The organism is Bradyrhizobium sp. AUGA SZCCT0169 (assembly GCF_018130085.1).
Taxonomy (GTDB): Bacteria; Pseudomonadota; Alphaproteobacteria; order Rhizobiales; family Xanthobacteraceae; genus Bradyrhizobium.
This window is the reverse complement of sequence record NZ_JAFCMC010000027.1, coordinates 46,704-71,010: the sequence shown is the minus strand read 5'-3', so window position 1 is coordinate 71,010 and position 24,307 is coordinate 46,704. Positions and strand designations below refer to the sequence as shown.

Here is a 24,307-nt window from a genome sequence, read left to right as displayed (position 1 = left end):
ACTAAAATTCCCAGCACTGCATAGACTGCACGCCTCGTGCCACAGGGCCATGACATCCGGTTGTGGCTATACCCGTCTTTGCTGAGAAGTCCGCTCATAGGGTAAACCGGGCCTCACCGGTCGACGGTCAGAGCGATGTGATTGCGCCAAAGCCGGCCAACCTCATCGGCCAATGCCGGTCCGGTGCTGGCCGCGCGACGCCGCCCCCTGGATCAAAGGATCGCCTCCCCATCCCAGGGAATTCACGATGCCAGCGCGGTTCGAATCATCCGCGCGAGATCGGAGCTGAGGTAAGGCTTCGGCAGTAGCAGCACGCCGGCATCGAGCCGGCCATGGTGGACGATGGCGTTCTCGGTGTAACCGGACGTATAAAGCACCTTTAGTCCAGGACGGCGTTTCAACGCCTCGGTCGCGAGCTGACGGCCGTTCAGTCCCCCGGGAATTATCACGTCGGTGAACAACAGATCGATGCGTCCGGGATGATCAATGATTGCCAGCGCCTCGGCGCCATTGCCGGCGGCCTGTGTATGGTATCCGAAACGGCTGATCTGCGCCACGACGTATTCGCGCACCAGCGCGTCGTCCTCGACAATCAGGATGGATTCGTCGCCGTGCTCGACCCCCGGGATGCCGGTCTCGGCGGCCAGCGCGTCCGTAATACCTGCCGCCTGCGGAAGGTAAAGCTTCACGGTGGTGCCGTGGCCCTCTTCGCTGTAGATCTTGATATGTCCGTTCGACTGTTTGACGAAGCCGTAGACCATGCTGAGACCGAGCCCCGATCCCTTCCCGACCTCCTTGGTGGTGAAGAATGGTTCAAACACTTTGTCGAGCAGGCTGCCGGGAATTCCCGCCCCTGTGTCGCTCACCGCGATCATGACGTAGTTGCCCGGATTAACCTCGCTGTTCATGCTGGCGTAGTTCTCGTCGAGCACGACATTCTTGGTTTCGAGCGTCAGCTTGCCGCCGTTCGGCATGGCGTCACGCGCATTCAGTGCAAGGTTCAGGATCGCAGTCGAGAGCTGGCTGGGATCAATCAGGGCCGGCGCGGAATCGTGCACCAGCATCGATTCGATTTCGATCTGCTCGCTGAGGGTCGGTCGTAGCAAGCGTACTGCATCGATGACCAGGACGTTGACGTCGGTGTTGCGCGGCTGCAGCGGTTGTCGACGGGCGAAGGCCAGCAGATGCCGCGTCAGGTCGGCCCCCCTCGCTGCGGCGGCGCTAATCATATCGGTGATCTGGCCGAGATGCGGACGATCCTTGACCGCCTCGCCGAGGATTTCGATGGTTCCGGTGATCACGGTCAGAATGTTGTTGAAGTCGTGCGCGACACCACCGGTGAGTTGGCCGATGGCTTCCATCTTCTGCGCTTGCCGGACCTGGGCCTCGCTCGCCTCTATCTCCTGAAAGCGTTTGACCATGGCCTCGGCCTTGCGCCGTTGTCGGATTTCCTCCTCAAGCGCCGCATTGGCTTGCTGAAGTTGCCTGCGTGTCGGCAGCACCAGGATTCGCGGCAGCATTAGCAGCAGTGCCGCCGTGATCACGACCGATATCAGCGCCAGGAAGCCTTTGGTAAAGGCCTCGATGCCGTAGGCCGGCACCCACAACGTGAGGATCGACAGCAGCCGGGTCACTCCGCAGACTGCGGCAAAGACGGCGAATGTCCAGAATACGCCGCGGAACATAACATCGCGGCGCCGCCACACGAAAAACCCGAGGACGAACGCGGTAGCAAAGAAGGCGCTGGCGAGCATGGCGTCGGAAACGGCATTCAGCCAGATCAATTCCGGCTTCCACAGCAGGCACGCGCCATGCGGGGTGAGCGTCGACATGTCCAGAATGTCCTATTTGAGTTGAGACAATGTTAGAAAGCCCACTCGATAGACCTTTCTCAATTCCTGCCCATTCGCATCAGGGAAGGCGAGCGACCACGCGATGGCCGCGCCGCCGAGAACGCCGAGCAATCGCGCCGGTTCATCGCAACTCCGTCCCGGGCTAAGGCCGATATTTTCGATACCCAGAACGATAGCACGCAGGGGCTCTGCGGCGTGGGAGATAATCCGTGGTACACCCGCCCCCGCGGTCCCACCTCCCTGTCCTGACCGGCGGATGATGTCGGGTATTGGCGCGCTTTTTCGGACCTGAAAGGTCTGGCTGAAGATGCCTCTTGCTGAGGGCAAAGCGGACTTCCCACTTGCGCACTCAGACTTCCGAGTTTGACCCAACGCGACATTTCACCTGTCGGCACTTGGATTGCCGGCGTGGCTATCGCCGAGTTGGTGGTCACATGCCGTTCGCCGCACAGCCTTAGCCTGCTATAGTTCGGCGATAGAGAGCGACCAGCGAGGTCACATGCGACGACGCCAGTTCGTAAGTCTTCTGGGCGGAGCGGTGATGTGGCCGCTTGCCGCAAGAGCACAACAGCCGGCAAGAATACCGCGCGTCATAAGTCTCGCCCCGGTCCACGTTGCGTCGCAGGCGGAAGGAACCCGCAGGATTTTGAGGGAGCTCGGCTACGTCGAAGGACGCAATATTCGTCTTGAGTTTCGGGACGCGGCGGGGAATGTTGATGCGCTCCCTCGGCTGGCGCAAGAGTTGATACGAGAGGACGGCATCGACGTCATTCTCGCGATAAGCACGCCAGCCGCGCTGGCTGCTTACAAGGCAACTCAAACAATTCCGATTGTCGCGCTCACCGCCGTTGACCCGGTCGGGTCAGGATTGGCGGATAGCCTCGCGCGTCCCGGCCGCAACGTAACCGGTATCGCGGTTTTTTCCGAGGAAACCACAGAAAAGCGCGTCGAACTGATGCGGGAGGTTGTCCCGCGCGCCCTCCGCCTCGGGACGGTGACGACAAAGCTAAGCAGCGGTGCGCAGAGCCTGGCGCCTGTCCTGGAGACCGGCCGTAAGCTCGGTTTTACGGTCGAGTCCATCAACATCGATGACCCCGCTAATCTTGCGAAGGCATTAGGCCCGGAAGTCCTGACCAGATTAGACGCCCTCGTGTTTGTCCCAGATGCCTTGATCAGTGCTCACATGGCCGAGGTCATCAAGCTGGTCGGCGCGAGCAACAAACCCGCGATCTTTCCTTCGCCCGACTGGGTCGCTAACGGCGGCTTTATGTCGTTCGGGCCGGATTTCTCCGACGCTAACCGTCACTTGATCTCGCAGCTTGATCGCGTTCTGAAAGGCGCGAAGCCGGGCGACCTGCCTTTCGAACGACCTACCAAATTCTATCTCAGGATTAATCTCCGCGTCGCAAAACAACTGGGCATCGAGCTGCCTGCGACCGTCCTCGCGCGCGCCGACGAGGTGATCGAGTGAAGTGCCGACGTTCGCTTATGGCACCTTTGAGACATGGCGACCGGCCCTGACGCAAGCGCAAGTGCGCCCACAGTTGTGGCGATGGAAGTGCGCGCCCCGTAGTTCTCCGGGTTAGTCACCTTAAGCGACATTGCCTTTAAAGCGTTCGCGAACAGCTGGGGGATGGACTTCGGTCATCACACCGATGTCCAGGGGTTGTTTGATCACGAGGCCCGGACTCCTAGGCACTCCGGGCCTCGTTTGATCTCCCGCTCGCAGACTACAGCGCTCACCGGCCCGTCGACGCATCCGGCATGATCTGCAGAAGCGGCTCCGGTCCGACCGAAATTTGACCGGTGAATGGCCGGTCGTGGGCGGCGATCAGCAACACCGAGGCGGCGACGCCGGTCGCGAACAGCGCCATCGCGATCCCCGATGCCAGCCGGTTACCGCAGTGAACGAGCGCGATCACGAAGAGTTCGCAAATCGCCTGCAAATACAGGCTCCACCATTTAACCGGATTGACTTCCGCCTGGCTGATGATGATCCGCTGCCGGCGCGCATCGAGCGCTACTCCCAATGCGTTGATGATCTCGCGCTGCGCGGTCTGCTGGCCCGCTCCCTGCGGCGACATCGAGACAACGAGTTGCAGCGCCTCCGTGAGAGCCGGAGGAGCTGGCCTCAGCGAGGCTGTCTGCCCTGCCATCATCGGCCATTCAACCTTGGCGGCTTGCTCGATATAGCCGCGAACGAGATTGCGCACCCGGCCCTCCTGTTCGGACGGCAGGCCGGCGGCGAGCAGCACGATGGCCCGCAGCGCGCTGGCTTCACGGCTCACCGCCGCACTGGCGCGATCATTGTCGTTCCAGACCTGGGCGGCGGTGAAGGCGACGAACAGGCCGAAGATGATGCCCAGCACCGGCAGCATGCCCGGCGAAATCGCCTGGAATGATTTTGCGCGTTCTCCCGTCGCGAGCGCCGCAACCGCTGCGAAGATGATGATGGCAAGCAGATAGGTGAAAGCAAAGATGGAAAGCGCCATCACTGGCACAGGCAGATTGTGCAACCAGTCGCTCATTGCGCTCCCCGCCCCGTGTCCGGATCCAGCCCGACGCAATTATGTGAAATTCCCGGGCTATCCGCAATCACCGCATCTCGTTCAACAAATCCATCAGCATCGTGCGCTCCCTGACTGAGCGACGCCGGCATTTGTCTCGAGATGGCAGGCGCGTGCGGTGCGGCCTTCCCGGCCGCCGCGAGATCGGAGCCCGGATCGTTTCTTTCACCTGATGGCATTGAGGTGTATGGTCACCGTCAGCGAACCCCGCCGGCGGCACAGTCTAAGAGGACTCAACGAGCCGGGTTAGTTCTGCTGCATGCCGCTGAGCCATGTTGGTACCCACCAAGGCAAACAGGGAGGCAGTACGATGACGATGAGACCAGACCCCACGTTTCACGCGTCGCCGAAGCTTGCGATGGAAGCTCCGCCAGAGAGCTTCGCCTACACCTTGCTGCTCAGCCCGGACTTTTCAAAACCCGACGCGCTTGCCGTGATCGACGTCAAGCCCGGCTCTCCGCGTTTCGGTCAGATCGTCCACACCGTGACGATGCCCAACAAGGGCGACGAGTTTCACCATTTCGGATGGAACGCCTGTTCATCGGCCTTGTCGCCGCTCACCGGGCACGCCTTCCTCGAGCGCCGCTACCTCATCATCCCCGGTATGCGGTCCTCCCGGATCTACATCGTCGATACCAAACCCGATCCCACACAGGCGAAGATTCACAAAATCATCGAGCCCGAGGAGGTCTTCAAAAAGACCGGGTACTCACGGCCGCACACGATCCATTGCGGGCCGGATGGTATTTACGTTTCAACGCTCGGCGGCGGTGGCAAGGACGGCACCGATGGACCGCCCGGCATCTTCATCATGGACTGCGAGACATTCGAAGTGCTCGGACGGTGGGAGATTGATCGCGGTCCTCAAGAGAAGCACTATGATTTCTGGTGGAATCTGCCCCGCGATTACATGGTGAGCAGCGAGTGGGCGCTGCCGCCGCAGTTCGAGAACGGGATCGTGCCCGAGGATCTGCTTTCGAACAAATACGGCCATCGGGTCCACTTCTGGGATCTGCGGGCCCGGCGAAACGTCCAGACCATCGATCTCGGCGCCAACCATCAAATGGCGCTGGAGGTGCGTCCCGCGCATGATCCCGTCAAGGAGTACGGCTTCCTGGGCGTCGTGGTCGACACCACGAACCTCGAAGGTTCGATCTGGACCTGGTGGCGCGATGGCGGAAAATTTCACATCGAGAAGACGGCGACCATCCCGCCCGAGCCCGCGGCGAAGGACCAGTTGCCGCCGCTTCTGCAGGGCTTTGGCGCCGTGCCGCCGCTGGTGTCCGACATCGACCTGTCGATGGATGACAAGTTTCTCTACGTCGCCTGCTGGGGCACCGGCGAGATGCGTCAATACAATGTCAGTGACCCCAGAAAGCCCGAACTTGCCGGATCGGTCCATATCGGCGGCATCGCACGCCGCACGCCTCATCCGAACGGCAAGGCCTACGCCGGCGGACCTCAGATGGTCGAGATCAGCCGCGACGGCAAACGCGTCTACTGGACCAACTCGCTCTACTCGACCTGGGACGACCAATTTTATCCGCAGGGCATTCCGGGCGTCGAGGTGATGGCCAATGCAAAACCGAAAGGCGGCCTCGAACTGGCAAAGGACTATTGCGTGAGCTTCCCCGACGGATACCGCGCGCATCAGATCAGGCTCGATGGAGGAGACTGTTCGACCGATTCATTCTGTTATCCGTCGGCTTGAATGTGAGCACTACGGCGGATTGGACACCGGCTTGGCTCTGGCTGGCTGTCATCGCGAGCGGTTTCTACCACGGCGTAAATCCGGGAATGGGATGGCCGCTCGCTGTATCCGCCGGATTGATGGAAAGGACGACGCGTGCCCTCGGCGCCGCGCTGGTGCCGCTGACGGCCGGCCATCTGCTGGCGATGCTGCTGGTGCTCCTCCCCTTCGCGCTGCTGGTCACCCTCGTCGAATGGCAACGCCAGATCCAGATCGGCGCCAGTCTCCTGGTTATCGGGTTCGGTATCTTCCGCCTTGTCGATCGGCGCCATCCAAGAGCGTTGGCGCGGATACGGCCGACGCAACTGGGGCTGTGGTCCTTTGCCGTGGCAATCGCGCACGGCGCGGGGCTGATGCTGGTGCCGATCTATCTCGGGCTCTGCCGGGAGGCCGACCTCGACAAGGGCCACGAGGCAGCGTTGAGCCTCATCAACGCCAATCTCGGTATGGCCGGACTGGTCGCCGTCGTCCACGCCATCGCGATGATCGCGGCCGGCGGATGCCTGGCATGGCTGGTGTACCGTTATCTTGGCCTCAAATTCGTATCGCGGAGCTGGTTCAACCTGGATAGGTCATGGGCAATCAGTCTCATTCTGGTGGGAGCAATTGCACTGGTGCTCAGTCTTGCGGAGTAGCGCAACCACCGTGCGGCGCTGCGGCGTGAATTCGCTTCGATCGGAAGGCACGCCTCCGCGTCAGCGCAGCTTGTCCAGCAGCGCCATCAGCATCTCGCGCTCCTTGGCGTCGAGCGGCGCCAGCGTTTCCCGGGTGATCGCGAGTGCATTGGGCGCGGCTTTCTCCGCGAGCTGCTGCCCTGCCCGCGTGAGACTGACCAGCAGACGGCGGCCGTCCTCGGGATCCGGGCTGGTCTCGGTCAGACCGCGCGCCGTGAGGCGGTCGATCACACCCTTGATGGTGGCAACGTCCATCGCGGTCAGCCGGCCCAGAAGATTTTGCGAGCACGGACCGGTCTCGGTCAGCTTCGCAACTGCCGCCCATTGCGTCGGGGTCAGGTTGATGCCGATCTCGCGGGCGAAAATCGTCGAATGGCGTTGCCAGACCTGGCGCAGGATGAAGCCGACCTGCTCGTCCAGAATGTAGGACGGCCGCGCAGGCTTGACGCTCCGTTTCGCCGAAACACTCCTGCCCATCTACGCTCTCTCTTCTTGTTTGCCGCCGCCGGTCACAGCGACAGATGCGCGTCGCGGATGTCCGGACGTGCGTCGAGTTCAGCCATCGTGCCGCCATAGCAGATCTTGCCGCGCTCGATGATGTAGGCACGGTCGCAAATCAGCCGGGCGAAATGCAAATTCTGTTCGGAGACGAGGATGCTGACGCCTTCCTTCTTCATGGCCAGGATGGCGTCGACCATCTGCTCCACGATCTTCGGTGACAGCCCTTCGGAAGGCTCATCCAGCAGCACGAGGGATGGATTGCCCATCAGCGTCCGCGCGATCGTCAGCATCTGCTGCTCGCCGCCGCTCATGCGCCCGCCAGGACGCCCGCGCATCTCGCCCAGGTTCGGGAACAGCGTGAACAGCTTTTCGCGGGTCCAGTACGGCGCGTTGGGTCGCTTGGGCTGGCGGCCGACCTCGAGATTTTCCTCGACCGTCAGGTCCGTGAAGATGCGCCGCTCCTCAGGCACATAGCCGAGCCCGCCGCGCACGATCGCATGCGTCGGCTCGGTGGAGACGTCTCTGCCTTCGAACAGGATACGACCGGAGCGCTGTTGGACCAGACCGACGATGGAACGGAAGGTGGTGGACTTGCCGGCCCCGTTTCGGCCGAGCAGCGCCACGACCTCGCCCTCGCCGACCTCGAGCGCAATATCGAACAGGATATGCGCCGGGCCATAATAGCTGTTGAGGTCCTGCACCGAGAGCTTCATGCGCCGGCTCCCTCGCGGTGCCGCGAATCATAGACCAGGCCCTCGCCGAGATAGATCGCGCGGACCTGCGGATTGCCGCGGACCTGTTCGGGTGTGCCCTCGGCGATCAGGCTGCCGCGGTTGAGCACGAGAATGCGGTCGGCATGCTCGAACACCACGTCCATGTCGTGTTCGGTAAAGAGCACGCCGATCGATTTTTCACGGGCGATCTGCGCGGTGAGCCGCATCAGTTCGATGCGCTCGCGCGGCGCCATGCCCGCGGTCGGCTCGTCCATCAACAGAAGTTTTGGCTGGTTGGCGAGGGCGATTGCGAGTTCGAGCCGCTTCAGATCGCCATAGGCGAGCTCGCCGCAGGGACGCCCGGCATAGGCGCCCATGCCGACGAGGTCGAGCAGCCGGCCGGCTTCCTCGCGGGCGTAACGCGCCGTCGAGCCCCAGAGATTGAATAATTGCCGCCCGTATGACACCAGCGCGACCTGCACGTTCTCGCGCACGGTCATGGTCGGGAACGTCGCCGTGATCTGGAAGGTGCGGCCGACACCGAGCCGCCAGACCTGGCGCGGCTTTTTGCCGACGGTTTCTTCGCCGAGCAGATTGATCCGGCCGCTGTCGGGGGTGTTCTGGCCGTTGAGCATGTCGAAACAGGTGCTCTTGCCGGCGCCATTGGGCCCGATCAGCGCCAGGATTTCGCCGGCGCGCAGCGCAAACGAAACGCTCCGCACGGCGTGGACCCCGCCATAGGATTTGCTCAGGTTCTCGACCGACAGCAATGTGGGGACCATGCTCATTCGGCGGTCTCGATCCGGGAAGTGGCTAGGGACGACTTAGACGAGGATTCAGACGTCGAAGACTTGCGGCGATTGCGGATCGTCTCCAGCACCCCGACGATGCCTTTGGGGAACGCCACCACGATCAGCACGACGAAGCCGCCGAGCACAAGCTTGGACAAATCGGTCTGGCTCACCAGCCAGATGTTGAGCGCCTTGAAGACGATGGCGCCGACCACGGCGCCGGACACGGTCTCGACGCCGCCGAGCAGCACCATCACCAGCGCATCGACCGACAGCGAGATGCCGAGGCTGTCGGGGAACACGCTGCCTTTCAGGTACGCGAACAACGCGCCGGCAAATCCGGCGACGGTGCCCGCAATTACAAAGGCGGTCCACTGCACGCGCTTGCCGTTGATGCCGATAGCTTCACTGCGCAGCAGCGAATCCCGCGTTGCGCGTAGCGCAAAACCGAACGGCGAGAACACGATCACCCGCAATATGGCCACCGCGATCGCGGCGATGCCGAGCGACAGCCAGTAGAAACTCGCCGGACCCGCCGCCCATTTCTCCGGCCAGACGCCCAAAATGCCGTTGTCGCCGCCGGTCACCGTGACCCACTGGAACGCGATCGACCAGACGATCTGCGCAAACGCCAGCGTCAGCATCGCAAAATAGACGCCGGACAATTGCACGGCGAAGAAGCCGAAGATGGCCGCACCGAGCAGACCGAGCAGCGGGCCGACGAGAAGCGACACGATCATCGGTAGCCCCGCCATCTTGGCGAGGAACGCAACACCATAGGCGCCGAGCCCGAAATAGGCGGCATGGCCGAATGAGGCGAGCCCGCCGACCGACATCAGGAAATGCAGGCTGGCGGCAAAGATCACGAAGATCGCGATCTCCGAACCGACGGTGAGCGCATAATTGCCGGCGAACAGCGGCAGCATCGCCGCAACCGCAAGCCCGGCCATCGCCAGCCAGCGCTCGTTTGTCGTCAGCGGCCGCCAGGGATTGACAGTCAGCCCCGGCGTGCGACGCGCGGCTGCCTCCGGCTTGCCGAACAAGCCCCACGGACGGACGATCAGCACCACCGCCATGACCAGGAATACCAGGATGATGGAAATCTTCGGGAAGATCAGAATGCCGAAGGCGTTGAGCTCCGACACCAGCACCGCGGCCACGAAGGCGCCGATGATGCTGCCGAGCCCGCCGATGACGACCACGACGAACACGTCGACGATAATGCGCAGATCGAGCGCGTGATGCACCGCGTCGCGCGGGATCTGCAGCGCGCCGCCCAGCGCGGCCAGAAAGACGCCGAGCGCGAACACGCTGGTGAACAGCCATTTCTGATTGACGCCGAGCGCTGCGACCATGTCGCGGTCCTGCGTCGCCGCGCGCACCAGCACGCCCCAGCGCGTGCGCTGGAACAGCAGCCAAAGCCCGCCGAGCACGATTGGACTGATTGCGATCAGGAACAAATCGTAGGTCGGAATGTTCTGGCCGAAGAAATCGACTGCGCCCTTGAAACCCGGCGCACGGCGGCCGAGGAGATCATCGGGCCCCCAGATCAGCACCACGAGGTCTTCGACCATCAAGGTCAGGCCGAAGGTCGCGAGCAACTGGAACAGTTCCGGCGCGTGATAGATCCGCCGCAGCAGCACCATCTCGACGATCACGCCGACCACGGCCACGATCAGCGCCGCGACCACGATGCCGCCCCAGAAGCCGAGCGCGCCGGAGAAGCGCTCGGTCAGCGTGAACGCGACATAGGCGCCGAGCATGTAGAAGGCGCCATGGGCGAAATTAACGATCCGCGTCACGCCGAAGATGATCGACAGACCCGACGCGACCAGAAACAGCGACGCCGCGCTGGCGAGACCGGTCAGGAACTGAACGAAGTAGAAGGCCATGGGCGGTCTTTTGCTCGCGTTGGTCAGGTCGGTGGCATCATCCTTGGAGACGCCACGCTCACGCGTGGCTCCTCAGGATGAGGTCTGTTCTTACCTCGCCCCGCTTGCGGGGAGAGGTCGAATTGCGAAGCAATTCGGGTAAGGGGGTACAGGTCTAACCACGAGCACAGGACGCGCGGTGAGAGCCCCTCACCCCGACCCTCTCCCCGCAAGAGCGGGGCGAGGGAGAAGTAACCGACGATCTCAATCCTTCGGGCGAAGCTTTTCGACTTCGGCATCGCTCGGGAGATAATCCGTGCCCTTGCGATAGACCGAGTTCACCATCACGCCTTTACCGTCCTTCAGCGCGGTCTTGCCGACGTAAGCGCCGAGCGTCGACTGGTGGTCGATCTTGCGGAAGGTGATTTCGCCGAACGGCGACGGCATCGACAGCCCTTCGGTCGCGGCGATCAGCTTCTCCGGATCGGTGGAGTTGGCTTTGGCGAGAATCGCTGCGGCCGCCTTGATCGTCTGGTAGCCGACGATCGAGCCGAGGCGCGGATAGTCGTTGAATTTGGCCTGATACGCTTTCAGGAATTTATCATGGTCCGGCGTCTTGATGTCGTACCAGGGGTAACCCGTTACGATCCAGCCCTCAGGCGTTTCGTCCTTCAGCGGATCGAGATATTCCGGCTCGCCGGTGAGGAAGGACACCACCGAACGGTTCTTGAACAGGCCTCGCGTATTGCCTTCGCGAACGAGCTTCACGAGATCGGCGCCGAAGGTGACGTTGAGGATCGCTTCGGGATTGGCGGCGGCCACGGCCTGCACCACCGGACCGGCATCGATCTTGCCCTGCGGCGGCCACTGCTCGTCGACCCAGACGATATCGGGACGCTTTTCCGACATCAGCTTCTTGAACACGGCAACGGCCGACTGGCCGTATTCATAGTTCGGCGCGATCGTGGCCCAGCGTTTGGCCGGCAGCTTGGCGGCTTCTTCCACCAGCATGGCCGCCTGCATGTAATTGGAAGGACGCAGGCGGAAGGTGTAGCGGTTGCCCTTCGACCAGGTGATGGCGTCGGTCAGGGGTTCCGCCGCGAGAAAGAATACCTTCTTCTGATTTGCAAAATCGCTGACGGCAAGGCCGATGTTGGACAGGAAGGTGCCCGTCAGCATCGCGACGTTCTCGCTCGACACCAGTTCGTTGGCGGCGGTGGTGGCGTCAGCCGGCTTGCCGCCGTCGTCCTTGGAGACGACCACAAGCTTCTTGCCGTTGATGCCGCCGGCGGCGTTGACTTCCTCGACCGCGAGCTGCCAGCCCTTGCGGTAGGGCTCGGTGAAGGCGGGCAGCAGCGAATAGCTGTTGATCTCACCGATCTTGATCTCGCTTTGGGCAAAAGCAGAGCTCGCCATGCCCGTAACCGCGATGGCCAATCCCGCTCCCAACAAATAACTTCGTCGCATACCCTCACCCTCCAATGTTGAAACCAATTTTACTTGAGCATGATCTCTTCGGACGACCGGTACTCACTTTTCCGGATCATGCCCTATCTCAAACCGTCTTCACCTTTGACTTCAGCAACCGTCAATCCACCGACACGCGGCAGCGGCCTGCCGCTGTCGGTGACGGCCACCGCGACCATGATCTCGTTGGCGCGCGGCGCGTCGTTGATCTGCACTTCCATGCCGTCGAAATGGCTGCGCACGAAGGCCGCGTCCTTGTGGCCGAGCGGAATATCCAGCGTCGTGCCCGGACCGCTGCGCTTCTTCGAGGACGGGATCAGCGCCGCGCCCTTGCTCAGCACCTTGCGCACCGGCGCGCCCATCTTCGGGTGCAGGATCGCGGCGGCGTGTTCGAGCTCGCCGTTCTCACCGACCGCTGCGGCCTTGCCGTAACTCTGCGCCTTGGCGCCGTCGATCCCAAGCGCCGCCACCGCCCGCTTCGACAGCAGTTCGCCGAGTTCCTCGCCGATTGCGATCAACGGCGAAAGGTCTTCGACATACTTGCCGGCGAACGGATTTTCGATCACGGCAATGGCCGCAGCGCGCCGCGTCGGCGGCGACACCTTTTGCCCCATCTCCAGATGGGTTTCCTCGACCACCGTGACGATCTTGCGAATGATGGCGCTCATTGGCCTTTTTCCCGCTCAAGCATGAACTTCACTTTCTATCGCGCTTCCGTGATGGGCATGCAACGCAGGCGTCGCACAGCCAGTAGTTCCGACCACGAGCGTTTCGCCAAGCAGGCGTAACGCCGCGCCTTCGATCAACCCGGCTGCGAACAATTGTTGCGCGCGGAGAGCCCCCGCCTCCAGCGCGGCTTCGACCTCGCCTTCGGTCAACGGCCCGACATCGCGGGTGACGCGGCGCGGACCGAGATCGCTGTCTGGCTGCAATTCATTGGCCGGACAGCGGACAATCGCGGGATGACCGGGCAAATCGACGGCATTGGCGATGATGGTGGCGGCGGCATCGGCCTTCGACGCCGTTCGCGCCAGCACGGTGACGGCATCCGCAATGCCGAGCGAGAAGCTGCGGCCATGGCGGCCGCTGGTCGCGATGCCCCGGACCGGGCCGTCGGCATCGACGATCATCGTGCGCATCAGGCCATGCCGGTCCGGCCGGTCCATCAGGGCGACGGTGAATTGTTCGCCGCCGGTCAGATGCAGCGCGATGTCGCCGCCATTATTGACATAGCCGCGCTCGAGACGGGCCGCGTCCAGCATCGCGCCGAGAATCTCTTCCGCGACGGAGCCGGCCACCGCTGCCATGGGCGTGATGAAATGATGGGCGGCAAACGGAGCGACCGCCGCATGCATGCGGCACGCGACCACGCCTTGCAGGGCGCATTGCACGGGATTTACCGGCTGACGCAGCGTCGTCAATTCCTCGCAGAGTTCATCGAGCAAACCGGTGAAGCGACGCACTGCGGCGTCATAGGCGGCGCGGACCTCCGCCTCCTGCCCCTTGGCCTCAATGATCAGATCGATTGGACCGTCCTGCAAATGCAGCCGCTTGCCGTCAGGAAGAAGCGCTATTTGCGGCAGCCGTTTCATGCGTGCCGTCCCGGAATGTAGGGCATCGGGCGGACTTCGGTGTTGTCCTTGAGCGAGGCCAGCGGCCGGACGTAGTCCATGTGGCCGCCGAGCGCCGCATAGTCCGAAAGCCGCAGCGTGAATTCGATCGGCGCCACCAAGGCAGGCGTCGGCACATAACCGAAGGCGCCGGCTGGCATTTGGGTAACATCGACCATGAACGTGATGCCGCCGCCCGGCCAGACGTAAACCGGCGCACCGCCGCTGGTGACCCGCGTCAGCGCATCCTTGACCGACCGCGTCAGCCGCACCGGATTGTCGGTGACCCCGGCGCGCAGCGAGCCGCCGGCGCCGCCCATGAACAACACCGTGCATAGCGCCGGTTCGCAATTTTCCTGGATACGCTCGACCGAGAGCTTCAGATCGAGCGGAATCTGCGTCTCAACCGGCTTGAGCGCCTCGTCGAGCACGTAGTAGGCGGCGTGCTCGCCGGTGGTCGAAACCATCAGCATGGTCAGGCCGGGCCGCGCCTCCCTTGGATTGAACGGGCCCAGCACGGACAGCGGATCGGAAATCTTGGTGCCGCCCCAGCCGGTGCCGGGCTCAGCGACCTGGAAGTAACGTCCCGGCGTCGAACGCCGCCCCTTCATCTTGATCCCGGTATCGGGAATATCGAGCAGCTTGCCGGCTTGATGCTCCGAGAGAACGCCGGTGATGTGGTCGTCCACGACAACGACCTCATCGACCTTGCCGTGCCATTGCTTGGCGAACATGCCGATCGTGGCCGAGCCGCAGCCGACCCGCATCCGCTCTTCCGCGACGCCGTTGACAACAGGCGGATACCCGGCCTGCACCACGACGGTCGCGCCGCCGTCGATCGTCAGTTCGATCGGCTTGCAATTGGAGAGGTCCATCAACGCGTCGCAGGTGACGCGCCCCTCTTTCTTGGAACCGCCGGTCAGATGATGCACGCCACCGAGCGAGAGCATCTGCGAGCCATATTCGCCTGTTGTGACATGGCCGATCGCCTCGCCCTGCGCGCGGACGGTCGCGGTCTCGGGGCCAAGATGGCGATCGGTGTCGATCTTCACCTTGACGCCGCAATAGCTGAAAATGCCTTCGGTCACGACGGTGACCATGTCGACGCCGTCGATCTCCGACGACACGATGAAGGGCGCCGGCTTGTAGTCGGGGTACGTCGTGCCGGCGCCGATCGCGGTCACGAACACATTGGGCTCACGGACCAGCTTGCCGTCCCAATCGCCGCCGCCGGCCTGGAACGGCACCAGCCGTCCGCCATGCGACACCGTTCGCTCCAGCACGATATGCGGATCGACGCGCACCAATACGCCGTTATGATTGGCATAGCGATCGCACGCGCCCGCCGCGCCCGGTTTGATGTAGCACATCACCGGACAGGCATCGCAGCGGATCTTGTCGTCACCGGCAGTCGTTGTATCCGTCATCGTGAACAAGCCTGCTCGCTGGGAGGCGTCGATCATACCCGCATTCCCGCGAGACGATCATTTTGTTCGTACACGAACGATGTTGCGCGCGGACGGAAACCCTGTCAAGCGGGGCCCCAAGCGAAAAACCGCGATTGCCGCATAAAAACTCATTTGCCTCGCGCCGTGTTTATAAAGCGGGCAAGGCATTGCGTCAGGGAACGCCCCGCTTGCACGTTTGTATACAAACGGTATCTTCGAAGGACGTCCGCACCAAATTTTGCAGCGCAACCGGGGCCCAGGGATCAAGGCGCAGAGCATGACGCAGAGCACGATGCGCCTGACCGTCAACGGCAAAAGCTGCGATGTCGACGCCGCGCCCGACACCGCATTGCTTTATGTGCTGCGCAACGACCTCGCCTTGAACGGACCGAAATATGGCTGCGGGCTCGGCGAGTGCGGCGCCTGCGCGGTGCTGATCGACGGTGAGGCGGCGCGTTCCTGCGTGATCCCGATCGAAGGCTGCGCCGGGCGCGACATTGTGACGCTTGAAGGCCTCGGCTCGCGCGAGCACCCCGATCTGGTTCAAGAGGCCTTCATCCGCGAGCAGGCCGCGCAATGCGGATACTGCCTGAACGGCATGATCATCAGCACCAAGGCGCTGCTGATGCGCAACGCGCATCCTTCCGAGGCCGAAGTGCTGGAAGCACTACGCTACAATCTGTGCCGCTGCGGCGCACATATCGAGATCATCCGTGCCGCGATGCGCGCCGCGGGCCACGCCGTCGAGGCGCACGACTGATGGCAACGTCGGAGACGCCAGCGAGCAGTGAACGAGCGCAGGGATCGCTGTCGGTGGTTCGTCCGGCAGAGGCGAGTGCGTTCGAAACCTTCATCAAGATCACCGCTGATGGTTCGGTCACCGCCTACAACGGCCACGTCGATCTCGGCACCGGAATCCGCACCGCACTCGGACAGATCGTCGCCGAGGAACTCGACGTGTCCTTTGCCCGCGTCGTCGTGGTGCTGGGCGACACCTCTGTCGTTCCCAACCAGGGCGCGACGATCGCCAGCGAAACCATCCAGATCACGGCGGTGCCGCTGCGCAAGGCTGCAGCGCAGGCGCGGCAATTTTTGATCGCGCGTGCGGCGGAACGGCTGGAGGTAGCGGCCAGTGATCTCAACATCGAAGACGGGCTGATCCGCGGCAAGGATAACCGCACTATCAGTTATGGAGAATTGATCGCCGGCGAGATCATTCGGCTCGAACTCACCGAAGACGTAACGGTGAAGGACGTCAGCGCCTATTCCATCGTCGGGCAATCGGTGCCCCGCGTCGACTTGCCGGCGAAGGCCACCGGCGAACTCGTTTACGTTCACGACATGCGCGTGCCCGGTATGCTGCATGGCCGCGTCGTGCGGCCGCCTTATGCCGGCATCGACGCAGGCCCGTTCGTCGGCACCAGCCTGATCGCGGTCGATGAAGCTTCGGTGCGCGATATCCCGGGGCTGGTGGCCGTGGTGAGGATCGGCGATTTCATTGGCGTGGTTGCCGAGCGCGATGAGAACGCGATCAAGGCGGCGGCGCAGCTCAAGGTGAGCTGGAAGCCGGTGCCTGTCCTGCCCGATCTCGGCGATCTCCAAACGGCGCTGCGCGCCAACCCATCGACGCCGCGGACGCTGATCGACAAGGGCAACGTCGACGCCGCCATCGCGTCCGCCGCCAAGCCGATGGCGCGCACCTATGTCTGGCCGTATCAGATGCACGGCTCCATCGGCCCCTCCTGCGCGGTCGCCGACTATCAGGACGGCGCGATCCGGGTGTGGTCCGGCACGCAGAACCCGCACATCCTGCGCACCGATCTAGCACTGCTGATCGAGCGGCCCGAAGCCGAGATCGATGTGATCAGGATGGAAGCCGCCGGATGCTATGGCCGCAACTGCGCCGACGACGTCACCGCCGACGCGCTGCTGCTGTCGCGCGCGGTCGGCCGTCCCGTCCGCGTGCAATTGACGCGCGAGCAGGAACACGCCTGGGAACCAAAGGGCACCGGGCAATTGATGGACGTCAATGGCGGGTTGAACGCCGACGGCAGCGTCGCGGCCTATGATTTTGCGACGCGCTATCCGTCGAACGGCGCGCCGACACTGGCGCTGCTGCTCACCGGGCGGATCGCGCCGGAGCCCGCCGTGTTCGAGATGGGCGATCGCACCGCGATTCCGCCTTACGATTACGATCACATGCGCGTGGTGGCGCACGACATGCCGCCGATCGTGCGCGCCTCCTGGTTCCGCGGCGTCTCGGCGCTGCCCAATACTTTCGCGCATGAATCCTATATCGACGAACTCGCCGCTGAAGCCGGTGTCGATCCGATCGAATATCGGCTGCGTTATCTGAAGGACGCGCGCGCCGTCGATCTCGTCAATGCGGTCGCCGAGCGCGCGGGCTGGAAACCGCGGCCGGTACGGCAGGAGCCTGAAGCCGAGGGCGACATCGTGCGCGGGCGCGGCTTTGCTTATGCGCTCTATGTGCACAGCAAATTCCCGGGCTATGGCGCGGCGTGGTCGGCGTGGATCGCCGATGTTGCCGTCAACAAGGCGACCGGCGATGTCAGCGTCACCCGCGTGGTCGCGGGCCAAGATTCCGGGCTGATGATCAACCCGGAAGGGGTGCGTCATCAGATCCACGGCAACGTGATCCAGTCGACCAGCCGCGCGCTGATGGAAGAAGTCTCGTTCGACCGCGCGTCCGTGACGGCGCGCGAATGGGGCGCCTACCCCATCGTCAAATTTCCTGACCTGCCGAAGATCGATGTCTTGATGCTGCCGCGGCAGGACCAGCCACCGCTCGGCGTCGGCGAGTCCGCCTCGGTCCCCAGCGCTGCCGCCATCGCCAACGCGATCTATGATGCGACCGGTGTGCGCTTTCGCGAATTGCCGTTCACGCCGGAGCGCATTTTGCGGGGATTGCACGGCGACGCGGCGGCGGTGCCGGAGGCATTGCCTGCGCCGCCGCCCGTACCCGATCTCACCAAATGGCAAAACCCGTTTGCCGGACGGCGCGGCGTGCTGGCGACGGCGGCGGCATTATGCGCGGCGGTGGTCGGCATCGGCGCTGCTGTACTGCCGTGGCGCGCGATCGGGCCGATCGCGCGGCCGGATGCGTCAGTCTATTCGGCGGCGACCATCGCGCGCGGCCAGCAACTCGCGGCGCTCGGCGACTGCGCGGTCTGCCACACCAGCATCAATGGCGTGCTCAATGCCGGCGGCCGGCCGCTCGATACGCCGTTCGGGGTTATCTACAGCACCAATATCACGCCCGACGTGGAAACCGGCATCGGCGCATGGTCCTATCCCGCCTTCGAGCGATCGATGCGCGAAGGCATCCATCGCGATGGACGGCACCTCTATCCGGCGTTTCCCTATACGCACTTCGCGAAGACGACCGATGCCGATCTGCAGGCGCTCTACGCCTACCTGATGGCGCAATCGCCGGTGCGCGCGGAAAATCCGGAAAACAAGTTGGCGTTCCCGTTCAACATCCGCCCGCTGCTGGCCGGATGGAACGCGCTGTTCCATCAGCCAAAGCCGTTCCAGGCAGACCCGAGCAAATCGGACGTGTGGAATCGCGGCGCCTATCTGGTCGAAGGCCTCGGCCATTGCAGCGCCTGCCATTCGCCGCGCAATGCGCTGGGAGCGGAAAAGCAAAGTGCTTACCTCGCGGGCGGCTTCGCCGAAGGTTGGGAAGCACCCGCCCTGACGTCACTGTCGCAGGCGCCGATCCCCTGGAGCGAAGATGAGCTCTACGCCTATTTGCGGACCGGCGAGTCGCGCTTGCACGGCGTCGCCGCGGGACCGATGGCGCCGGTCGTGAAGGAACTCGCTGCGCTGCCCGATCAGGATATCCGCGCCATGGCCGTCTATCTCGGCTCGTTCAATGAGACCGCCGCCGACAAGCGGGCACAGGATGCCCTCGCCGCCAAACTCGAGGCGGCGACCAGCACCCGGCTCGTTGCGGCCTCCAGCGTCGGCGCGCGGATCTACCAGGGTGCCTGTGCGGTCTGCCACGAGGTCGGCGGCGCGCCCTTGTTCGGCAGCCGGCCGTCGCTGGCGCTGAACAGCAACCTGCACAGCGCCGTGCCCGACAATCTGATTCAGGTAATCCTGCACGGCATCAAAGCCCCCGTGACCAGCGACCTCGGCTATATGCCCGCCTTCAAGGACAGCCTGACCGACGGCCAGGTTGCGGAGCTGGCCGCCTACCTGCGGCGACAATTTGCCCCGGAGAGGCCGGGATGGGGCGATATCCACGCAACCGTTGGGCGAATCCGGCAGGAAATGGCGCGCTGAGCTGGCATGCCGCCGCCAAAAGCCACTGGTTGGGCCGCCGCGGGCGCGATAGAGTTCCGGCATGGCAGTCACAGATATTGCATCCCGGACCTACAACCACGGCTGGCGGCTCGATCCGATCGTTCGCAGCCTGCTGGATACCGACTTTTACAAGCTGCTGATGCTGCAGATGATTCGGGAATTCTACCCGGATCAGCAGGTGACGTTTTCGGTGATCAACCGCAGCAAGCATGTGCGGCTGGCCGAGATCATCGATGAGGGCGAGTTGCGCGCCCAGCTCGACCACGCCCGCTCCATCCGCTTCACCAAGAAGGAACTGATCTGGCTCGCCGGTAATACGTTCTACGGCAAGACCCAGATGTTCTCGCCCGACTTCATCAACTGGCTCGCCAATTTCCGCCTGCCCGAATACGAGCTGCGCAAGGTGGACGGCCAGTATGAACTGCATTTCCACGGGCCGTGGACCCACACCACGATGTGGGAAATCCCGGCGCTCGCGATCCTGAACGAACTGCGCTCGCGCCAGGCGCTGAAGGGACAGGGGCGATTTGCGCTCGACGTGCTCTATGCCCGCGCCAAGGCAAAACTCTGGACCAAGGTCGAGCGGCTGCGCAAATTGGAAGGCTTGCGGTTGTCCGACTTCGGCACCCGCCGCCGTCACGGTTTTCTGTGGCAACGCTGGTGCGTCGAGGCGGTCAAGGAAGGCCTCGGCTCATCGTTCACAGGCACCTCCAACGTGCTGCTCGCGATGGACAATGATCTCGAAGCGATCGGCACCAATGCGCATGAATTGCCAATGGTCGCGGCGGCCCTTGCGAATGACGATACCGAATTGCGCTGGGCGCCCTATCGCATCCTCGATCAATGGCGCCATACCTATGGCGGCAATTTGCTGATCGCCCTGCCCGACGCCTTCGGCACCAAGCCGTTCCTGCGCGATGCGCCGGACTGGGTCGCCGACTGGACCGGCTTTCGACCCGACAGCGCGCCGCCGATCGCGGCCGGCGAAGACATTATCAAGTGGTGGAAGCAGAAGGGCCGTGATCCCCGGGAGAAGCTGCTGGTGTTCTCCGACGGCATGGACGTCGGCTCGATCGAAGAGACCTATCGGCATTTTACCGGGCGGGTCCGCGTCAGCTTCGGTTGGGGTACCAACCTCACCAATGATTTCGTCGGCTGCGCGCCGGACGGATCGGCCGATCTCGATCCTATCTCGATCGTCTGCAAGGTGACGTCGGTCGATGGACGGCCGGCCGTCAAACTGTCGGACAATCCGGAAAAGGCGACAGGCTCGCCCTCCGAGGTCGAGCGATACCTACGCGTATTCGGAAATGCCGGCCGCGTCCGCGCCGCCGTGCACGTCTGAACCGGCAACACGCAACACGCAATCCCTGGCCACCCAACGATCTGACGAGGCCCGCATGCCCGCACCCAAGCCGCCTGCCTTTGAAACCCTGAGCCTGCATGCCGGCCAGCGCCCGGACCCCGTCACCGGCGCCCGCGCGGTGCCGATCTACCAGACCACGTCCTACGTGTTCCAGGATTCCGACCACGCCGCCGCGCTGTTCAACCTCGAACGCGCCGGGCATATCTATACGCGGATTTCCAATCCGACGACCGCAGTGCTCGAAGAGCGGCTTGCGGCGCTGGAAGCCGGTGTCGGCGCGATCTGCACCGCGAGCGGCATGGCGGCGCTGCATCTGGCGATCGCCACCCTACTCAATGCCGGCGACCATATCGTCGCCTCCTCTTCGCTCTATGGCGGCACCATCAATTTGCTGGCGCACACGCTGCCGCGCTTCGGCATCACGACGACATTCGTGAAACCGCGCGCGCTCGACGAGTTCCGCGACGCGATCAAGCCGAACACAAGGCTTGTCATCGGCGAGACCATCGGCAATCCCGGCCTTGAGGTGCTGGATATTCCGGCGGTCGCGGAAATCGCCCATGACGCCAAGATCCCGCTGCTGATCGACAACACCTTCGCCACGCCGTTCCTCAGCCGGCCGATCGAGCTCGGCGCCGACATCGTGATGAACTCGGCGACCAAATGGATCGGCGGCCACGGCATCGCGATCGGGGGCGTCATCGTCGATGGCGGGCATTTTGACTGGCACGATTCCGGCAAATTCCTTGTCCTGACCGAGCCGTATGCCGGCTATCACGGCATCGTCTTCGACGAGCAATTCGGCCAGGCCGCCTTCATCATGCGCGCCCGCACCGAAGGCCTGCGCGACTTCGGCGCGTGCCTGTCGCCGACCAATGCGTTCCAGCTGCTGCAGGGCGTGGAAACGCTGGGTGTTCGCATGGAACGCCATATGAGCAATACGCTCGCGGTACTGGAATTCCTCAAAGCCAACAAGGCGGTCGAGTGGGTGCTGCATCCCGCGCTGGAAAATCATCCCGACCATCAATTGGCCTTGCGGCTGCTGCCGAAGGGCGCCGGCTCGATCGTCAGCTTCGGCATCAAGGGCGGCCGTCCCGCGGGCAAGAAATTCATCGAGACGCTGCGCATGGTCAGCCACCTCGCCAATGTCGGTGACGCCAAGACGCTGGTGATCCATCCCGCCAGTACGACGCATCAGCAGATGGACGCGGCGCAACTCAAGGCCGCCGGCGTCGGCGAGGAACTGGTGCGGCTATCCGTCGGGATTGAAGCTGTGGCTGACATCATCGACGATCTCGGCCAGGCGCTTCGCGCATCGCAGAAGGTGTGAGCCATGCAACTGTCAGTCAAAGGGTCCGATACGTTCGTTGCCACCGGCGGTCGTCCGTTCGATCCGTCGCTGCCCGCGGTGGTGATGCTGCACGGCGCGGGTTTTGATCATTCGACCTGGGCGCTGCACAGCCGCTGGTTCGCCCATCACGGCTATGCCGTGCTGGCGCCGGATCTGCCGGGCCATGGCCGTTCGGCCGGCAACGCCTTGCCGACGATATCGGACATGGCCGACTGGACCGCGGCACTGCTGGATGCGGCCGGCGCGCCCAAGGCAAAACTGGTCGGACATTCCATGGGATCGCTGATCGCGCTGGAAACCTCGGCGCGTCATCCGGACAAGGTCTCAGGGCTCAGCCTGATCGGAACCGCGGCCACGATGACCGTCGGCCCCGACCTGCTCAAGGCCGCGGAGTTCAACAATCCCGATGCGATCGACATGGTCTCGATCTGGGGTCTCGGCTTCAAGGCCGAACTCGGCGGCAGCCTCGCGCCGGGACTATGGATGCATCAGGGCGCGCAGCGGGTGCTGCAGCAGACCCGTCCGGGCGTGCTGTACAACGATCTCAACGCCTGCAATTCCTACGAGGGCGCGCTCGCTGCCGCAGCGGCGGTCAAGGTGCCAGCGACATTCATTCTCGGCGAACGCGATATGATGACCCCGGCAAAAGCCGGCAAGACGCTGGCAGCGGCAACGCCGAACGCGCGCGTCGTGGTGCTATCAGGCGCCGGCCACATGATGATGGCCGAAGCGCCGGATGAATTGCTGGCGGCGCTGCGGGGGTAACGGCGCGAACATGGGTGTCTCTTCTTCCTTCTCCCCTTGTGGGAGAAGGTGGCGCGCAAGGCGCGCCGGATGAGGGGTTCTATCCACATCGCTCATCTTGCCGTGAGGAGAGAACCCCTCACCCGTCTTCGCTTCGCGAAGCCACCCTCTCCCACAAGGGGAGAGGGGAAGAGCGGCGCCCGCTGATACAATAATTACTGCCTTGCCGCCCTCTTCCGCTCCACCGGATGAATATCCACCGCCCGCAACCTTCCCATGCGGAGCACGTCCATTTCCAGCTTGCGATCGATGCGGTCGCGGTCGAGTGCGCGGATCAGGTCGTCGACGCCGTTGATCTCGACGCCATCCAGTTTTATCACGACATCTCCCGGCAACAGGCCGGCCTGCGCCGCAGGGCTGTCAGCCTCGATCTGCGCCAAGAGCGCGCCCATTGTGTTGTCGACACCGGCCACCACTGCATGTCGCCGCGGGATCGGGGCGGTCTGGCCGGACACACCGATATAGGCGCGGCGCACATAGCCGTGGCGGATGATCTCCGACAGCACGAACTGCGCGGTGTTGCTGGCGACCGCAAAGCAGATACCTTGCGCGCCCTGAATGATCGCGGTGTTGATCCCGATCACTTCCGCTGCCGACGACACCAGCGGCCCGCCGGAATTGCCGGGATTGAGCGCAGCGTCGGTCTGGATCACGTCCTCGATGGTCCGCCCGCTCACCGAGCGGATCGAACGGCCCAGCGCCGACACCACGCCGGCGGTCACGGTCGACTCAAATCCAAGTGGATTGCCGATCGCGACCACCAGCTGGCCGCGGCGCAGGCTCTTGGAATTGCCGAGCGAGGCATAGGGCAGATCGCGCGCGCCGTCGGCGCGCAGCAAGGCGAGATCGGTGTCGGGATCAACGCCAAGCACGTGCGCGTCGGTGACAAAACCTTCGGTATCCCGCAACCGGATTTCTTTCGACGCCCCGACCACATGGCTGTTGGTCAGCACGAAACCATCGGGCGAGATGACGATGCCCGAGCCAAGCCCGCCGCGCTCCCGCGCGGTGCGCACCTTGGGGCCGGTTTCGACGCGCACGACGGCAGGGCCGACGCGTTCGGTCACGCCGATCACGGCGTTGGAATAGGCGTCCAGCAGCGCCTGGTCGTTGGCGGGGGCGTGTTCGGTCGCGCGCGATGACGATCCGTCATCGGCGTTATCTGGGCTAAAATCCAACATGGCGAATTCCTTCGCCGATCAGATGGTTACG

At 63.5% G+C, this 24,307-nt stretch carries 19 protein-coding genes; 8 read left to right on the top strand and 11 right to left on the bottom strand.

Annotated features, from left to right (window positions below):
- Positions 1–242 precede the first annotated feature (242 nt).
- Entirely contained in the window at positions 243–1,832 is a 1,590-nt protein-coding gene (locus JQ609_RS25275; protein ID WP_212208499.1) for an ATP-binding protein, read from the bottom strand.
- Positions 1,833–2,394: 562 nt separating this feature from the next.
- Here JQ609_RS25275 and JQ609_RS25270 point away from each other — a divergent pair.
- Positions 2,395–3,324: an ABC transporter substrate-binding protein gene (locus JQ609_RS25270; protein ID WP_212208500.1), complete on the top strand. Its 930-nt coding sequence runs from the start codon at positions 2,395–2,397 to the stop codon at positions 3,322–3,324.
- Positions 3,325–3,592: 268 nt separating this feature from the next.
- Here the strand turns inward: JQ609_RS25270 and JQ609_RS25265 are convergent, their stop codons facing one another.
- On the bottom strand, positions 3,593–4,381 hold the full coding sequence (locus tag JQ609_RS25265; protein ID WP_212275518.1) for a DUF4239 domain-containing protein: 789 nt from the start codon (positions 4,379–4,381) through the stop codon (positions 3,593–3,595).
- Positions 4,382–4,730: 349 nt separating this feature from the next.
- On the opposite strand from JQ609_RS25265, the gene JQ609_RS25260 reads away from it, so the two are divergent.
- Both JQ609_RS25260 and JQ609_RS25255 read left to right on the top strand, forming a co-directional pair.
- Positions 4,731–6,131 carry a selenium-binding protein SBP56-related protein gene (locus JQ609_RS25260; RefSeq protein ID WP_212275516.1) on the top strand — a complete coding sequence of 467 codons (1,401 nt, stop codon included), beginning with the start codon at positions 4,731–4,733 and terminating at the stop codon, positions 6,129–6,131.
- 86 nt (positions 6,132–6,217) lie between these two features.
- Positions 6,218–6,805: a hypothetical protein gene (locus JQ609_RS25255; protein WP_249119288.1), complete on the top strand. Its 588-nt coding sequence runs from the start codon at positions 6,218–6,220 to the stop codon at positions 6,803–6,805.
- Between the two features lie 60 nt (positions 6,806–6,865).
- Here JQ609_RS25255 and JQ609_RS25250 read toward each other — a convergent pair whose 3' ends face one another.
- The 8 genes from JQ609_RS25250 to JQ609_RS25215 all read right to left on the bottom strand — a co-directional run bounded on the left by JQ609_RS25250 (position 6,866) and on the right by JQ609_RS25215 (position 15,224).
- Positions 6,866–7,321 (bottom strand): MarR family winged helix-turn-helix transcriptional regulator, encoded by a 456-nt coding sequence (locus tag JQ609_RS25250; RefSeq protein ID WP_212208503.1) that lies wholly within the window; start codon positions 7,319–7,321, stop codon positions 6,866–6,868.
- Positions 7,322–7,353: 32 nt separating this feature from the next.
- Positions 7,354–8,058, bottom strand: coding sequence for an ABC transporter ATP-binding protein (locus JQ609_RS25245; RefSeq protein WP_211995753.1), 705 nt, complete (start codon positions 8,056–8,058; stop codon positions 7,354–7,356).
- A complete protein-coding gene (locus tag JQ609_RS25240) occupies positions 8,055–8,846 on the bottom strand; it encodes an ABC transporter ATP-binding protein (RefSeq protein WP_212208504.1) in 792 nt (263 codons plus the stop codon). The genes JQ609_RS25245 and JQ609_RS25240 overlap by 4 nt, the downstream gene beginning before the upstream one ends.
- The gene (locus JQ609_RS25235) at positions 8,843–10,741 is read right to left on the bottom strand and encodes an ABC transporter permease (protein WP_212275514.1); all 1,899 of its coding nucleotides are present in this window, start codon (positions 10,739–10,741) and stop codon (positions 8,843–8,845) included. The genes JQ609_RS25240 and JQ609_RS25235 overlap by 4 nt, the downstream gene beginning before the upstream one ends.
- 243 nt (positions 10,742–10,984) lie before the next feature.
- Positions 10,985–12,187, bottom strand: coding sequence for an ABC transporter substrate-binding protein (locus JQ609_RS25230; RefSeq protein ID WP_212208506.1), 1,203 nt, complete (start codon positions 12,185–12,187; stop codon positions 10,985–10,987).
- 83 nt (positions 12,188–12,270) lie between these two features.
- Positions 12,271–12,855: an amino acid synthesis family protein gene (locus JQ609_RS25225; RefSeq protein ID WP_212275512.1), complete on the bottom strand. Its 585-nt coding sequence runs from the start codon at positions 12,853–12,855 to the stop codon at positions 12,271–12,273.
- A 15-nt stretch (positions 12,856–12,870) separates the two neighbouring features.
- Complete coding sequence (locus JQ609_RS25220) at positions 12,871–13,779, bottom strand: UPF0280 family protein (RefSeq protein ID WP_212275510.1); 909 nt, start codon at positions 13,777–13,779, stop codon at positions 12,871–12,873.
- Positions 13,776–15,224 (bottom strand): 6-hydroxynicotinate reductase, encoded by a 1,449-nt coding sequence (locus tag JQ609_RS25215; protein ID WP_212275508.1) that lies wholly within the window; start codon positions 15,222–15,224, stop codon positions 13,776–13,778. Before JQ609_RS25215 ends, JQ609_RS25220 begins: the two co-directional genes overlap by 4 nt.
- 298 nt (positions 15,225–15,522) lie before the next feature.
- Here JQ609_RS25215 and JQ609_RS25210 point away from each other — a divergent pair, with 298 nt between their 5' ends.
- The 5 genes from JQ609_RS25210 (at position 15,523) to JQ609_RS25190 (ending at position 23,056) form a co-directional block, all read left to right on the top strand.
- Positions 15,523–16,005, top strand: coding sequence for a (2Fe-2S)-binding protein (locus JQ609_RS25210; RefSeq protein WP_212275506.1), 483 nt, complete (start codon positions 15,523–15,525; stop codon positions 16,003–16,005).
- Positions 16,005–19,553, top strand: coding sequence for a molybdopterin cofactor-binding domain-containing protein (locus JQ609_RS25205; protein ID WP_212275504.1), 3,549 nt, complete (start codon positions 16,005–16,007; stop codon positions 19,551–19,553). Before JQ609_RS25210 ends, JQ609_RS25205 begins: the two co-directional genes overlap by 1 nt.
- A 61-nt stretch (positions 19,554–19,614) precedes the next feature.
- Entirely contained in the window at positions 19,615–20,919 is a 1,305-nt protein-coding gene (pncB, locus tag JQ609_RS25200; protein WP_212275501.1) for a nicotinate phosphoribosyltransferase, read from the top strand.
- A 55-nt stretch (positions 20,920–20,974) separates the two neighbouring features.
- Positions 20,975–22,270, top strand: a complete 1,296-nt coding sequence (locus JQ609_RS25195) for an O-acetylhomoserine aminocarboxypropyltransferase (protein ID WP_212275499.1) — start codon at positions 20,975–20,977, stop codon at positions 22,268–22,270.
- Positions 22,271–22,273: 3 nt separating this feature from the next.
- Positions 22,274–23,056: an alpha/beta fold hydrolase gene (locus tag JQ609_RS25190; protein WP_212208514.1), complete on the top strand. Its 783-nt coding sequence runs from the start codon at positions 22,274–22,276 to the stop codon at positions 23,054–23,056.
- A gap of 194 nt (positions 23,057–23,250) precedes the next feature.
- Here JQ609_RS25190 and JQ609_RS25185 read toward each other — a convergent pair whose 3' ends face one another.
- Complete coding sequence (locus tag JQ609_RS25185) at positions 23,251–24,276, bottom strand: S1C family serine protease (protein WP_212208515.1); 1,026 nt, start codon at positions 24,274–24,276, stop codon at positions 23,251–23,253.
- Positions 24,277–24,307: the final 31 nt, after the last annotated feature.